The organism is Agromyces capsici (assembly GCF_058349965.1).
The window spans coordinates 1,690,164-1,703,464 of the sequence record NZ_JBYRET010000001.1 but is presented as its reverse complement, the minus strand read 5'-3'; the positions used below and the strand labels follow the sequence as shown (position 1 = coordinate 1,703,464).

Genomic DNA, 13,301 nt, shown 5'->3' with positions numbered 1-13,301 from the left:
GCGATAGCGTGGAGGGCATGCTCTTCCACTCGTATGCGGCCATCGGCGACAGCTTCACCGAGGGCGTGGGCGACGAACTGCCCGACGGCAGCGTGCGGGGGTGGGCCGATTTCGTGGCGCTCGGGATGGCGCGCGCCGCCGCGCCCGACACGGTCGGGTACGCCAACTTCGCGATCCGCGGGCGCAAGCTCGGCCCGATCATCGACGAGCAGCTCGAGGCGGCGATCGCGCTCGAGCCCGAGGCGATCAGCTTCAACGGCGGCGGCAACGACATGCTGCGCCCGCGGATGCCCGAGGAGCTCGTGGCCGACCGGTTCCGCCAGGCCGTGCACCGGATCCGCGACGAGGACATCCACGTCATCATGCTGAGCGGCGCGAACCCCACCGACCATCTGCCGCTCGGCCGCGTGTTCGACGCGCGCGGGGTGCGCCTCACCAAGGCGCTGCACGACCTCGCCGCGCTGCCCGGCGTCACGTTCGTCGACAACTTCGCCGATCGGATGCTCCGCGACATCCGGTACTGGTCGCCCGACAAGCTGCACCTCAACGCGCTCGGGCACGCGAAGGTCGCCTCGAACGTGCTCACCGCGCTCGGCATCCCGGTGCCGGAGGAATGGGGCGTCGCCGAGGTCGCCGCCGCGCCCGCGGGGCCGAAGAGCCGCAACACCGCGGTGTACTACCGGGAGTACGTGCTGCCGTGGATCGGCCGCCGCCTCACGGGCCGCTCGTCGGGCGACGGCCGCGCCGCGAAGCGCCCGACCCTCGAGCCGGTCGCCCTCGACGCCTAGTCCCGGCCCGGCCGCCCGACCTGCCCCGCCCCGCCCCGCCCCGACCCGACCCGAGTGTTTCCGTTCGTCGCGAGCGTGCCCATCCGGACGGACGCACTCGCGACGAACGGAAACACTCGCGCGCGGGACGCGTCGGCCGTGCCATCCGGACGGACGTACTCGCGACGAACGGGACGCTCGCGCGCGCGACGCGTCAGCCCGTGAGCACGCCCTCGACGAAGGCGCGCGTGCGGCGCGCGAGCCCGTCGATGCGGGCCCACGCGTGCGCTCCGCTGCGCACCTCGGCGGGCGCGAGTGGCGCGTGCAGGCGCACGTTCTCCTGGCACGACAGGTCGCTGCAGAGGTACGTGCCGATCGTGTCGCCGTTGCGGCCGGCCTCCCCGGCGCGTCGCGCGGAGAACATCGTGACCTGGTTCATGGGCTGCTGCGTGTGGCACAGGCTGCACATGCCGGCGCGGAAGCGCGACGACGGCGGGTCGGCCGCACGCAGCACGACCCCGATCGGCTCGTCGTCGATGAGCGTGACGAGGTAGCCCCGGCGGCTCGCCCGGCGGTCGCGCCAGGCGAGCGCATCGACCCGGTCCCACTCGACCAGCAGGTACTCCAGCGGCAGTTCGAGCTCCTCGAGCTCGCGGTCGGTCGCGTTCACGAACGACGACCGGAGCTCGTCCTCGGTGATGGGACGCATCCGACCCCCCTTCGACCCGAACCAGTGTAGGCGCGTCCCGCGACGTCGCCACCCGGGCGGAGGTCCCGAACGAACCCGCCGCCGCTCGCGGCGCTAGTCGAAGCTCGGCCGCGGGCGATCGTCGACGCGCGGGCACCAGCCCGCCGGCGTGCGATCGTACTCGTGGGCGGGGCCGTCGGCCACGAGCCGCGCGAGCGCGTCGACGAACCGGTCGACGTCGTCGGCCGACGACCCGGCGCCGAGGCTCGCCCGCAGGCCGTTCGCGCGCGACGCGACGCGATCGAAGAACGGGTGCGCGCAGAAGCGGCCCGCACGCACCGAGATGCCGTGCTCGGCCGCGAGCGCCGCCGCGACCAGCCCGACCGACCCGCGCTCGAGTTCGATGGTCGCGATACCGAGCCGGTCGCCGGCATCCTCGAAGCCGCGGATGACGCGGACCCCGCGCACCGCTTCGAGGCCGTCGTGCAGGCGCTCGGTCAGCGCCTCCTCGTGCTCGCGCCGCGCGTCGTCGCCGAGGCGCTCGAGCTCGGCCAGGGCGCGCGCGAGCGCCGTGATGCCGAGCACGTTCGGCGTGCCCGCCTCGTGCCGCTCGGGCCCGGTCTTCCACGTGGCACCGTCGACCCGCACGGCCTCGACGGCGCCGCCGCCGGCCAGGTGCGCGGGCGCGGCGTCCAGCCAGTCCGGGCGGCCGACGAGCGCGCCGGCGCCGAACGGCGCGTACGCCTTGTGCCCCGAGAAGGCGAGGTAGTCGACGCCCGATGCCGCGAGGTCGACGCGCCGGTGCGGCAGCAGCTGCGCGGCATCCACCGCCAGGCGGGCGCCGTGGTCGTGCGCGAGCGCGGCGATCTCGGCGACGGGCAGGACCTCGCCGGTCACGTTCGACGCGCCCGTGACCGACACGAGCGCGGCGGGGCGACGACGCAGTTCTGCGGCGAGCGCGTCGATCGTCTCCGCGATCGTCGGCCGGGCCACGACCACGCGCCGCCCTCCGCGCTGCCACGGCAGCAGGTTCGCGTGGTGCTCGATGTCGAGCACGATCGTCTCGCCGGGCACCGCGCCCGCGAGCAGGTTGAGCGCATCGGTGGTGTTGCGCGTGAACACGACCGCGTCGTCGATCCGCGCGCCCACGTGCCGGGCGACGGCGACGCGCGCATCGTCGACGAGCGCGGTCGACGCCTGCGACGGGTATCCCGTGCCGCGGTGCACGCTCGAGTAGTACGGCAGCACCCGCGCGACGTGCGCGCTCACGGCGGTCAGGGCCGGGGCGGATGCCGCGACATCCAGGTTCACGTGGCGCACGCGCCGTCCGCCGAGCACGGGCACCTCGAGCCCGGCGTCGTCGAGCAGGGCGAGCGGCGCGGCGCCGGCGTGCACGGCGGTCGCGGAGCTGGACATGGCGCCTCCTCGGACGGGGTTCGCACGAGGCTACGGACGCACGGCCCGCGCCCTCAAGGGTGGCGCGTCACCGTGCGTCATGTCCGGAAACGGAGCGCAACACACAGGGCCGCCGGCCGGGTGCCGTCCCGGCCGTACCATTGGTGCATCCGGCGCCGTCGCGCCACGAACCCGACGAGCCCGACGGATCCCAGAACTCCACAACCCGACGAACCCCGGAGCACCCCACGACGTGACGACCCACGAGCCCGACCAGTTCCCCGACGACCGCCACGACGGCAACGGCGACGCCTTCCGCCGCCGCGTCCCCGACCCCGATCGGGGGCTGCAGCTGAGCGACGTCCCGGAACTCGTCCTCGTCACCTCGCACGCCCCGCACGCGCGCTTCGACCGCGACGACATCGTGGTCCGCAAGGGCCAGTACGCGCTCGCCAACGGGCACGCGACGCCGCACGAGTCGATGGTCGAGGACCTCCTCGCCGTGGCCTCCGCCCTCGACCACGCCGGCATCGACCACCTGCTGGTCCGACGCGACGGCGGGCGAGCCGTGCTCGCCGTCGACCGCGCCGACCGCAAGCGCGTGGTTCGCACGCTCGCGTCGGCCTTCGCGAACGAGCCGTTCTACTCCGCCACCCTCGTGCCCGAGAAGGCGGCCGATGCCGCGCACGTGCTCGTCGCCGACGGCACGCTCTCGGCGCACCGCAAGCCGCAGGCCGTGCGGCTCTACCGCCCGCGCATCGAGCCTGTCGGCCGCCTGCGGTACGGCGCCGAGTCGGCACTGCAGCTGGAGTTCTGGCGCTTCGGCGACGACGTGATCGAGGCGCCGTGCGAGAACGCGCTCATGCGCCGCACGCTGCCCCGCTCCGAGGCCGTCGACGAGACCGTGCACCTGCACGGGCGCGACTGGCGCACGATCGAGCACATGTGGGCGCCGCTCGCGAGCGACATCGACTTCGAGATCGACATGGTGTTCTCGTGGGTCGACGGCTCCGACGTCGAGTTCCTCCGCGAGCGCGCACGGCGCATGCAGACGTACGTGGTCGGCGAGGGCGACGAGTCCGAGGCCCGCTACCGCCAGATCGACGAGCTGAAGTACGCGCTGCGCTCGGTGCACCTGTTCGCACCGTGGGTTCGCCGCATCTTCATCTGCACCGACTCGCCCGCGCCGAACTGGCTCGCCAAGCACCCGAAGGTCACCATCGTGCGCAGCGAGGAGATGTTCGCCGACGTCTCGATGCTGCCCACGTACAACTCGCACGCGGTCGAGAGCCAGCTCCACCGCATCGAGGGGCTCGCCGAGCACTTCCTCTACTCCAACGACGACATGTTCTTCGGTCGTCCGCTCTCGCCCGACCTGTTCTTCTCCCCCGGCGGCATCACGAAGTTCATCGAGGCGACCACGCGCATCGGTCTCGGCGAGACCGACCCGAGCCGCTCGGGGTTCGAGAACGCCGCGCGCGTGAACCGCGCGCTGCTGCGCGAGAAGTTCGGCAAGGTCACCACGCGCCACCTCGAGCACACCGCGGCGCCGCTGCGCAAGAGCGTCATGGCCGAGCTCGAGGCGACGTTCCCCGACGAGTTCCGCCGCACCGCGGCGAGCCGGTTCCGCTCGGCGACCGACATCTCGGTGACCAACTCGCTCTACCACTACTACGCACTGCTCACCGGGCGCGCCGTGGTGCAGACCGACGCGAAGGTCAAGTACATCGAGACCACGCTCAAGCGCGCGCTCCCGGCCATGCGGCGGCTGCTCAAGCGGCGCGACCAGGACATGTTCTGCCTGAACGACGGCAGCTTCCCCGAGATCTCGGTCGAGGAGCGCACGACCGCGGTGATCGACTTCCTCGAGCACTACTTCCCGTTCCCCGCCCCGTGGGAGAAGGGGGCGACGGATGCCGCGGCGAACGCCTCGGCGACGGGCGACGTGCCGTCGATCGACGAGCTCCGAGGGGCCGACGGCCTGACGGCGTAGGTGCGCAGCCGGGCGTCCCGTGAGGGTTGAGGAGCGCACGGCGAAGGCGGGCGCGTCTCGAAACCCGGCACCACGCACCACCGCCGGGTTTCGAGACGGGCGCTGCGCGCCCTCCTCAACCCTCACGACCCACGCACCACCACCGGGTTTCGAGACGGGCGATGCGCGCCCTCCTCAACCCTCACGACCCACGCACCACCGCCGGGTTTCGAGACGGGCGCTGGGCGCCCTCCTCAACCCTCACGACCCACGCACCACCACCGGGTTTCGAGACGGGCGCTGGGCGCCCTCCTCAACCCTCACAACCGCTGCGCGCCCTCCTCAACCCTCGCAGGGGTCGACTACGCGAGCACCGGGATCGGCTCGGTGAACGGCGGCTCGGCGGTGCGCACGATCGTCGGCGCCGCGGCATCCGGGATCACGATGCCCTCGAGCGCCAGGCGGCGCGCCGATTCCTCGGGGTCGATGAAGTCGAGCGCGGGCGTCTCGCCGAGCGGCACCACCGAGTGCAGCACCGTGTCGGCGTACACGTGCACCAGGTTGAACGCGCGCGCGCCGTCGCGGCCGCGCGTGCCGCCGACGGGCACCGTGAGGTCCTGCGTGTAGCAGCTCGCCGACGCCACCGAGACGGGTACACCGGCGAACGTCGCCGTCGATGAGTAGTGCAGGTGCCCGCCGATGATCGAACGGATGTCGCTTCCCGCGACCACCTCGGCGAGCGCGGCCTGGTCGCGCAGCTCGACCGAGACGGCGAGGTCGAGCACGCTCGGCACCGGCGGATGGTGCAGCGCGAGGATGGTGCCGTCTGCCGCGGGGATCGAGAGCTCCTCGGCCAGCCAGTCGAGCTGGTCGCCCGTGATCTCGCCGTGGTGGTGCCCGGGCACCGTCGTGTCGAGCGTGATGACGCGCAGGCCGTTGACGTCGTGGACGCGGTCGACCGGGCGCTGGCCGCCGGCCACGTCGCCGAGCAGGCCGCGCCGGAACGCGTCGCGGTCGTCGTGGTTGCCCATGACCCAGATGACCTGCGCGCCGAGGCGGGCGGCGGCGGGCTCGACGATGCCGCGGAGCAGGTCGTACGCCTCGGGCTCGCCACGGTCGGCGAGGTCGCCCGTGAACACGATCGCCTCGGGACGCCCGCCCGACGCCTCGAACTGCTCGAAGAGCTTCCGGAGGTGGGTGTCGGCCGCGACCCGGTCGTAGAGCCGGCGTCCGCCGCCGAGCAGGTGGGTGTCGCTGATGTGCAGGAGGAAGTGCGACGGCCGCGGATACTCGGCCCTCCGGGTGTTCACGAATGCTCCGTCTCGTCGAGGTGCGGATCGTCCGGGTGTGGTCGAACCTAGCGCAGCACGTCGGGCCGAACGTGCAGTGAACGCGGGATGTGACGAAGCTGAACGCGGCGGCGACGACCCACGTTCGGGGGGCGATGTCAAGGCCCTCCCGCCACGGCGAGCGCCGGACGAGACTCGCTGACAGAGGTGGTCGTCACCTCCAGGCAGGCCGGTCGGCGAGCTGAGGACCGTTCCCGTCCCCCGGGAGCCTTCGCCGCCGGCCTGCCGTCCATCGACCGACGGCCGGTGCCTGGCGACGGTCGGCGGGCGGGCCGACGCGCGCTGCGGACGATCAGCCCTCGTCGGCGTCCTTCGGCTTCTTCGGGTTGTTGGTCGCGCCCGGAGGGTCCTGGCGGCCGTTGCCGGGCGAGTCCGCGGTCGGCGTCTCGACCGGCGCTGGGCTCGGCTCGGCGTCGACGGCGGGCGTGCCGGCGTCGCCCGTGGCCGGGCGGTCGGTCGGCCTCGGCGACGGCGAGGGCGACGGAGACGGCGCGGGCGTCGGCGTGCGCGTCGCGGGGCTCGGCATCGTGAAGCCCGAGGCGGGCTCGGGTCGCGCGGCCTCGTCGGGAGCCTCGCCTCCCGCGACCGGCCCCGGCACCTGCGCGATCATCGCGATCGTGCCCCCGATGGCGAGCGCGGAGGCGAGCAGGGCACCGCCGAGGAGCACCGGCAGGCGGTGCGCCGAGATCCACGGCAGCACCGGGCCGGCGCGGAACGCCGCGACGGCCTCACCCGCACGACCGCGGGCGGTGACGAGCCTCGCGCGCGCCACCGTGAGGCCCGCGGCGACGGCCGCGGCGGCGGTCTCGAGCGGGCCCACGGGGCCGGTCGGGGGCGCCGCGCGGCGGCCTCGCCGCCTGCTGCCCTCGTCCGGTCGGGGGTTGTCCATGCCGTTCACCGTCTCGTCGCTCGTCCGTCCGTCCGCCGGAGTACTCTACCTTCCCGGCGCGTTCGGCGCCTCCCGAACGGGGGACATCGGCGAGGGGGCTTGACACGGGGCGTCACGACCCGTCCGGCGGGCCTTTCGGCCCGGCATGCGCCATCCGCCCGCCCTACGGTCGAGACCGACCCGGGAGGTGTGAGGCATGCGTCCGATCGAGGTGCGCGACCTGCGCAAGGCGTACGGCGAGGTCCAGGCGGTGGACGGCGTCTCGTTCGAGATCGATCGCGGCGAGGTCTTCGCGCTGCTCGGCCCGAACGGCGCCGGCAAGACGACCGTCGTCGAGACCATCGAAGGCCACCGCACGGCCGACTCCGGCGAGGTCCGAGTACTCGGCCACGACCCCGCCCGGCGCGAGCGGGCGCTGCGCGAGCGGATCGGCATCGTGCTGCAGGAGGCCGGCTTCGACGAGGATGCGACCGTCGCCGAGCTCGTGCGCCTGCACCGCAACCTCTACCCGCGGCGGCTCGACGCCGACGCGGTCATCGACCTGGTCGGGCTCGCCGAGAAGCGCTCGGCGCGCGTCCGGACCCTGTCGGGCGGCCAGAAGCGCCGGCTCGACCTCGCGCTCGGCCTCGTGGGCGACCCCGAGGTGCTCTTCCTCGACGAGCCCACGGTCGGGTTCGATCCCGAGGCGCGCCGTCAGGCCTGGTCGATCGTGCGCGACCTGCGGGCGAAGGGCACGACGATCCTGCTCACGACCCACTACCTCGACGAGGCGCAGCACCTCGCCGATCGTGTCGCGGTCGTGGTGGCGGGCCGGCTCGTGGCGCTCGGCACGCCGGGCGATCTCGCCGCTCGCGGCAGGGCGACCGTGATCGAGTTCCGCACGGGCGGGGCAGCGGATGGCAGGGCCTCCGCGGCGGGCGGCGAGGCCGTCGCACCGCCCGGCCTTCCCGCCGCGCTCGGCCCGGGTCCGGCGATCGAGCGCGACGGCGCCGGATGGCGCGTGACGACGGATGACGCGACCCGAGCGCTTCACGCGATGACGACGTGGTCGCTCGAGCACCGGGTGCCGCTCGAGGAGCTCGAGGTGCGCCGCCCCACGCTCGAGGACGCCTACCTGGAGCTGGTCGGCGAGCGGGCGGTGCACGCGGGCGCCGATGAGGGGGTGCCGGCGTGACCGTCGGCTCCGAGCCATCCGTCGCCCGTGGGCCCCTGCCCGCCGCGGTCGAGGCGGGCCGCCCCGGCCCGGCCGGTCAGCTTCTGCATCGGAGCACGCACGTCTTCCGCTCGCTGTGGCGCGCCCGGATCGCGTTCGTGTTCACGTTCGGCCTGCCGCTCGTGTGGCTCGTGCTCGTCGGCATCGTCGCGGGCAACGAGGTCATCGACGAGTCGACCGGCCTGCGGGTGATGCAGTACGCGACGCCCACGGCGCTCGCGATGGGCTGCCTGTTCGCGACGCTGCCCTCGATCGCGACCTCGGTCGCCGAGGACCGCGAGACGCTCGTGCTCAAGCGCCTGCGCGGCACGCCGCTGCCCGGGTGGGCGTACGTGGCGGGCCAGCTGGTCGCGGTCACGCTGCTCGGCGCGGCGGCCGTCGCGGTCGTGCTCGCCGTCGCGGTCATCGCCTACGGCGTGCGGGTGCCGGGCGAGGCGGTGCTCCCGCTCATCGTCACGGTGCTCGTCGGACTCGCGTCGTTCAGCGCGCTCGGTATCGCGATCGCCTCGCTCGCGCCGTCGGCCCGGGCGACCGAGGCGATCACGGTCGGCGCGGCCGTGGTGCTCTCGTTCATCTCGGGCGTGTTCATCATCGGCGGGTCCCTGCCGCAGTGGATCGAGGACCTCGCCTGGATGCTGCCGCTCAAGCCGTTCGTCGACTCATTGCAGGAGCTGTTCGACCCGTACGACGACGCCGCGGCGTGGAACCTCGGCAACCTCGCGCTCATCGCCGCGTGGGGCGTCGCGGGTGCGATCGTGGCCGCGATCGCCTTCCGCTGGGAGCCTCGTCTCCGTCGCCGCGCCTCCCCTGCGGCTCGAGGAGGCGCGCAGGCCTCTCCTGCGGGTCGAGGAGGCGCGCAGGCCTCCCCTGCGGGTCGAGGAGGCGCGCAGCGCCGTCTCGAGACCCCCGCCCGCGCCGACGCCGCCACCACCGACGCCCGCCCCGGCACCGCGTTCGCCCGCGCCCTCGGTCAGCTCGGCGCCGCCCTCCGCTCCACGCTGCGCCGCCCGGGCGACCTGTTCTTCTCGATCGGCATCCCGGTCGGGCTGCTCTGGCTGCTGGTCACGCTGCAGGGCGGCGGCGAGCGCGACGGCATCCCGATCGTCACGTCGACCGCCGCCGCGATGTGCGCGTGGGGCGTCGGCGTGGTCGCGTTCATGAACACGGCCGAGTGGGTGGCCCGCTCGGCCGAGCGCGGACTGCTGAAGCGCCTGCGCGGCACGCCCCTCTCGCTCGCGGAGCTCGGCGCGGGCCGTGCCGCGGCCGCCGTGCTCGTCTCCTGGGCGATCGCCGCGACCCTGCTCCTCGTCGGCGCGCTCGCCTTCGAGCTCCGCACGACCGTGGCCGGACTCGCGCTCAGCGCCGTCGTCATCGTGCTCGCGGTGGCGTCGCTCGCGGCGTGCGGCCTGCTGCTCGCGACCGCCCTGCCCGACGCGCGGGCCGCGGGCGCCGCAGCGCTCATGATCCTCTTCGTCGTCGCCTTCGTGTCGGACATCTTCCTGGTCGGCGGCCCCGACTGGATGCGCGCGATCGGCGCGCTCTTCCCGCTCGCCCACGTCAAGACGGCGCTGCTCGAGGCCTGGCTGCCCGAGGGGCCCGCGATCGCCTGGGTCTCGCTCGCCGCCCTCGCGGGCTGGACCCTCGTCGCCTCCGCCGCGACGTGGCTGCTGCTCCGCGCGCGTGGCGCCGCGTGGAGCGGCACCCGCACCCGCGAGCTCAGTCGCGCGCCGAGGCGACGAGCCGGTCGAGCCACGCCGTCGCGGTGACCTCGGGGCTGTCCTCGCCGAACTCGTAGGCGTGCGCCCGCATCCGCTCGCGGGCCGCGGTGAGGTGCGCGACGGCGTGCGGATGGCGGAGCTCACCGCCCGGCACGTGTCGGAGCACCGCGAGCGCGAGCGTGTACCGGTCGAGCCCGTTCATCCGCAGCATGTCGAACGGCGTCGTCGTGGTGCCCCGTTCCGCGAACCCGTGCACGTGGAAGCTCGCGTGGTTCGGCTGCCGGTACGCGAGCTGATGGATGAGCGACGGATACCCGTGGAAGGCGAAGACGACCGGCGCGGCCTCGGTGAACACGGCCGCGAACTCGTCGGCGGGCAGGCCGTGCGGGTGCTCGTCGGGTGCCCGGAGCCGCATCAGGTCGACCACGTTGACGAACCGGACCCGCAGCCCCGGCACCGACTCGCGCAGCAGCTCGACCGCGGCGAGCCCCTCGAGCGCGGGCACGTCGCCGGCCGTGGCGACGACCGCGTCGGGCTCGCGCCCCTCCACCTCGGTGCCGGCCCACGCCCAGACCCCGAGTCCGCGCTCGGCGTGCGCCCGCGCGGCCTCGTACGAGAGCAGCGACGGCTCGGGCTGCTTGCCCGCGACGATCACGTTGACGTGGTCCCGCGAGGCGAGGCAGTGCTCGGCGACCGTGAGGAGCGAGTTCGCGTCAGGTGGCAGGTACACGCGCACGACGTCGGGCCCCTTGTTCACGACGTGGTTCAGGAACCCCGGGTCCTGGTGCGAGAAGCCGTTGTGGTCCTGCCGCCACACGTGCGAGCTCAGCAGGTAGTTCAGCGAGGCGACGGATCGCCGCCACGGCACCTGGTCGGCGACCTCGAGCCACTTCGCGTGCTGGTTGAACATCGAGTCGACGATGTGGATGAACGCCTCGTACGAGGCCAGCAGGCCGTGACGGCCGGTGAGCAGGTAGCCCTCGAGCAGGCCCTGCAGCAGGTTCTCGCTCAGCACCTCGATCACCCGGCCGCTGCGGCCGAGTCGGATGTCGACGGGCCGGCGCTCGGCCATCCACTGCGTCGAGGTGACCTCCCACACCGCGTCGAGCCGGTTGGAGGCCGTCTCGTCAGGGCCGAACAGCCGGAAGTCGTGCGGGTTGGCCCGCATCACCTCGGCGAGCCACCGCCCGAGCACGCGCGTGGACTCGACCGTGGCGCCCGGGGCGACGCGGTGCGCCGCGGCATCCGGGAGCACGAGGTCGCGCAGCAGCTCGCCGCCGTTCGCCGCGGGGGTCGCGCTCATGCGCGCGTCGCCGCGCGGGCGGCACTCGTCGAGCTCGGGCGCGGGCGCGCCATCCGCCGTGAACAGCTCGTCGGGCCGGTACGAACGCAGCCAGTCCTCGAGCAGCCGCAGGTGCGACGGGTCGTCGCGCACGCCCGCGAGCGGCACCTGGTGCGAACGCCAGGTGCCCTCGACGGGCTCGCCGTCGACCTCGCGCGGGCCGGTCCAGCCCTTCGGGGTGCGCAGCACGATCATCGGCCACGCGGGCTGCGGCCCCTCGGGGTCGCCGGCGTGCTCGGCCCGGATGCCGTCGATCCGGTCGAACGCGTCGTCGAGCGCGCTCGCGAACGCCTCGTGCACGCGCATCGGGTCGACGCCCACGTCGCCCTCGACGATCGTCGGCGCGTACCCGTAGCCGCGGAAGAGCTCGACGAGCTGCGACTCGGGCATGCGCGCGAGCACGGTCGGGTTGGCGATCTTCCAGCCGTTGAGGTTGAGGATCGGCAGCACCGTGCCATCCGTCGACGGGTTCAGGAACGCGTTCAGGTGCCAGCTCGCGGCGAGCGTGCCCGTCTCGGCTTCGCCGTCGCCCACGACGCACGCGACGAGGCGATCGGGGGCGTCGAGCGCCGCGCCGTACGCGTGCGCGAGCGAGTAGCCGAGCTCGCCGCCCTCGTGGATCGATCCCGGCGTCTGCGGCGCCGCGTGCGAGGGCACCCCGCCCGGCGTCGAGAACTGCCGGAACAGCTCGGTCATGCCGCGCTCGTCGAGGCTCACGCGCGGATACCGCTCGCTGTACGTGCCCTCGAGCCACGCGTTCGCGAGCATGGCGGGGCCGCCATGGCCGGGCCCCGCGATGTACAACGCCTGCAGCCCGCGTTCGCAGATGACGCGGTTGAGGTGCGCCCACACCAGGTTCAGCGCCGGCGCGGTGCCCCAGTGCCCGAGCAGCCTCGGCTTGACATGCTCGGGGGCGAGCGGATGGCGCAGCAGCGCGTTCTCCCGTAGGTAGATCTGCCCGGCGCTCAGGTAGTTCGCCGCCCGCCACCATCGGTCGACCGCGGCGAGCTCGCGCGTCACGCGGCGGTCCACCCCACGACCACGGCCTCGATGGACGTGTGCGGGACGACCACGACGGGGCCGGCGAGGTTCATGAGCAGGTCGGCGTTGGTCCGCCCGAGCGGGAGGAAGCCCCGCACCGGCACGCGGCGACCCGTGACGGTCAGGACCGCGCGCCGCGAGATGCCGATGAGCGCCGCCGACACGGGGTCGGCGGTCGAGCGGACCTCGATCGACAGCCCGGGGTGCACGGCCGCGGCCAGCGACGCTGCACGCTCGCCGATGCCGGAGCGACCGGCGTCGCCGTCGGCGGCGCGGAGCAGGACGAGCGGCTCCCCCAGCCGGCTCGCCTCCTCCGCAGCGAAGCGGACCGCGTCGTCGCTGACCGCTCCGTCCGCGACGCCGACGGCGACGCCACTGCGCCCCCGCCATGAGGTGACCGGGACCACCGCGCACGGCACCTCGGAGACCGCTGCCAACTGCAGGCTCCGCGAACCGAGCGCATGCCCGTGGAAGTACCCGACCTTGTGCGTCCCCACAGCCACCAGGTCGGCCTCGCGCGCCGCCTCGGCGAGCGCGAGCATCGGACTTCCGACGGAGACGACGCTCCCGATCGCGAGATCGGCGCCGACGCCGCGTGCGAACGCGAGTTCGCGTTCCGCCCGCTCCTCGGCGGTGCGCTTCAGCTCGACGAGCGCCGAGCCGCCGACGGCCCCCCATTCGTCGTCGACGACGGTGACGAGGGTGAGGTCGTCGCGGGTGCGCCGTGCCCGATCGAGCGCCCAGGTGAGGGCGGCCCGGCTCGCGACACTTCCGTCCGCCCCGACCAAGATCGTCATGGAGCAAGCATCCGGTGCCTGCGCCGCGGTTGCGGGGCCTTTGGTCCTTCGTGCGACCTCGACACGCCGGATGCTACAGTTTCGCCATCACGGGTCTGGGGGTGGGAGCCTGCATTCGTCGCCACTGTCC

Annotated in this window: 10 protein-coding genes; 4 read left to right on the top strand and 6 right to left on the bottom strand. The window is 73.9% G+C overall.

Translation table 11 applies throughout. The features are described from left to right. The first annotated feature begins 17 nt into the window (after nt 1-17). Complete coding sequence (locus tag AC3RKB_RS08065; protein WP_491435572.1) at nt 18-788, top strand: SGNH/GDSL hydrolase family protein; 771 nt, start codon at nt 18-20, stop codon at nt 786-788. A 193-nt stretch (nt 789-981) separates the two neighbouring features. On the opposite strand, the gene AC3RKB_RS08060 is transcribed toward AC3RKB_RS08065, so the two are convergent. Then, nucleotides 982-1,476 carry an FBP domain-containing protein gene (locus AC3RKB_RS08060; RefSeq protein WP_491435571.1) on the bottom strand — a complete coding sequence of 165 codons (495 nt, stop codon included), beginning with the start codon at nt 1,474-1,476 and terminating at the stop codon, nt 982-984. A 93-nt stretch (nt 1,477-1,569) separates the two neighbouring features. Beyond that, entirely contained in the window at nt 1,570-2,871 is a 1,302-nt protein-coding gene (locus AC3RKB_RS08055; protein ID WP_491435570.1) for an aminotransferase class V-fold PLP-dependent enzyme, read from the bottom strand. Between the two features lie 325 nt (nt 2,872-3,196). Between AC3RKB_RS08055 and AC3RKB_RS08050 the strand changes: the two genes are divergently transcribed. Then, the gene (locus AC3RKB_RS08050; protein WP_491436783.1) at nt 3,197-4,843 is read left to right on the top strand and encodes a stealth family protein; all 1,647 of its coding nucleotides are present in this window, start codon (nt 3,197-3,199) and stop codon (nt 4,841-4,843) included. A 341-nt stretch (nt 4,844-5,184) separates the two neighbouring features. Here the strand turns inward: AC3RKB_RS08050 and AC3RKB_RS08045 are convergent, their stop codons facing one another. Together AC3RKB_RS08045 and AC3RKB_RS08040 are read right to left on the bottom strand one after the other, a co-directional pair. Beyond that, complete coding sequence (locus tag AC3RKB_RS08045) at nt 5,185-6,132, bottom strand: phosphodiesterase (protein ID WP_491435569.1); 948 nt, start codon at nt 6,130-6,132, stop codon at nt 5,185-5,187. 331 nt (nt 6,133-6,463) lie between these two features. After that, entirely contained in the window at nt 6,464-7,060 is a 597-nt protein-coding gene (locus AC3RKB_RS08040; protein WP_491435568.1) for a hypothetical protein, read from the bottom strand. 196 nt (nt 7,061-7,256) lie between these two features. Here AC3RKB_RS08040 and AC3RKB_RS08035 point away from each other — a divergent pair, with 196 nt between their 5' ends. Further along, nucleotides 7,257-8,234: an ABC transporter ATP-binding protein gene (locus tag AC3RKB_RS08035; RefSeq protein WP_491435567.1), complete on the top strand. Its 978-nt coding sequence runs from the start codon at nt 7,257-7,259 to the stop codon at nt 8,232-8,234. After that, nucleotides 8,231-10,039, top strand: coding sequence for an ABC transporter permease (locus tag AC3RKB_RS08030; protein ID WP_491435566.1), 1,809 nt, complete (start codon nt 8,231-8,233; stop codon nt 10,037-10,039). The genes AC3RKB_RS08035 and AC3RKB_RS08030 overlap by 4 nt, the downstream gene beginning before the upstream one ends. Here AC3RKB_RS08030 and AC3RKB_RS08025 read toward each other — a convergent pair. Together AC3RKB_RS08025 and AC3RKB_RS08020 are read right to left on the bottom strand one after the other, a co-directional pair. Beyond that, nucleotides 9,990-12,353, bottom strand: coding sequence for a phosphoketolase family protein (locus AC3RKB_RS08025; RefSeq protein ID WP_491435565.1), 2,364 nt, complete (start codon nt 12,351-12,353; stop codon nt 9,990-9,992). The two genes, AC3RKB_RS08030 and AC3RKB_RS08025, sit on opposite strands and share 50 nt — an antisense overlap. Continuing rightward, nucleotides 12,350-13,171, bottom strand: coding sequence for a universal stress protein (locus AC3RKB_RS08020; RefSeq protein ID WP_491435564.1), 822 nt, complete (start codon nt 13,169-13,171; stop codon nt 12,350-12,352). Before AC3RKB_RS08020 ends, AC3RKB_RS08025 begins: the two co-directional genes overlap by 4 nt. Between the last annotated feature and the right edge of the window lie 130 nt (nt 13,172-13,301).

Bases quoted from the DNA above. Each gene is read 5' to 3' on its own strand.
- AC3RKB_RS08035 (WP_491435567.1), top strand. From the start codon at position 7,257: ATGCGTCCGATCGAGGTGCGCGACCTGCGCAAGGCGTACGGCGAGGTC.
- AC3RKB_RS08020 (WP_491435564.1), bottom strand. From the start codon at position 13,171: ATGACGATCTTGGTCGGGGCGGACGGAAGTGTCGCGAGCCGGGCCGCC.
- AC3RKB_RS08065 (WP_491435572.1), top strand. From the start codon at position 18: ATGCTCTTCCACTCGTATGCGGCCATCGGCGACAGCTTCACCGAGGGC.
- AC3RKB_RS08040 (WP_491435568.1), bottom strand. From the start codon at position 7,060: ATGGACAACCCCCGACCGGACGAGGGCAGCAGGCGGCGAGGCCGCCGC.
- AC3RKB_RS08060 (WP_491435571.1), bottom strand. From the start codon at position 1,476: ATGCGTCCCATCACCGAGGACGAGCTCCGGTCGTCGTTCGTGAACGCG.
- AC3RKB_RS08055 (WP_491435570.1), bottom strand. From the start codon at position 2,871: ATGTCCAGCTCCGCGACCGCCGTGCACGCCGGCGCCGCGCCGCTCGCC.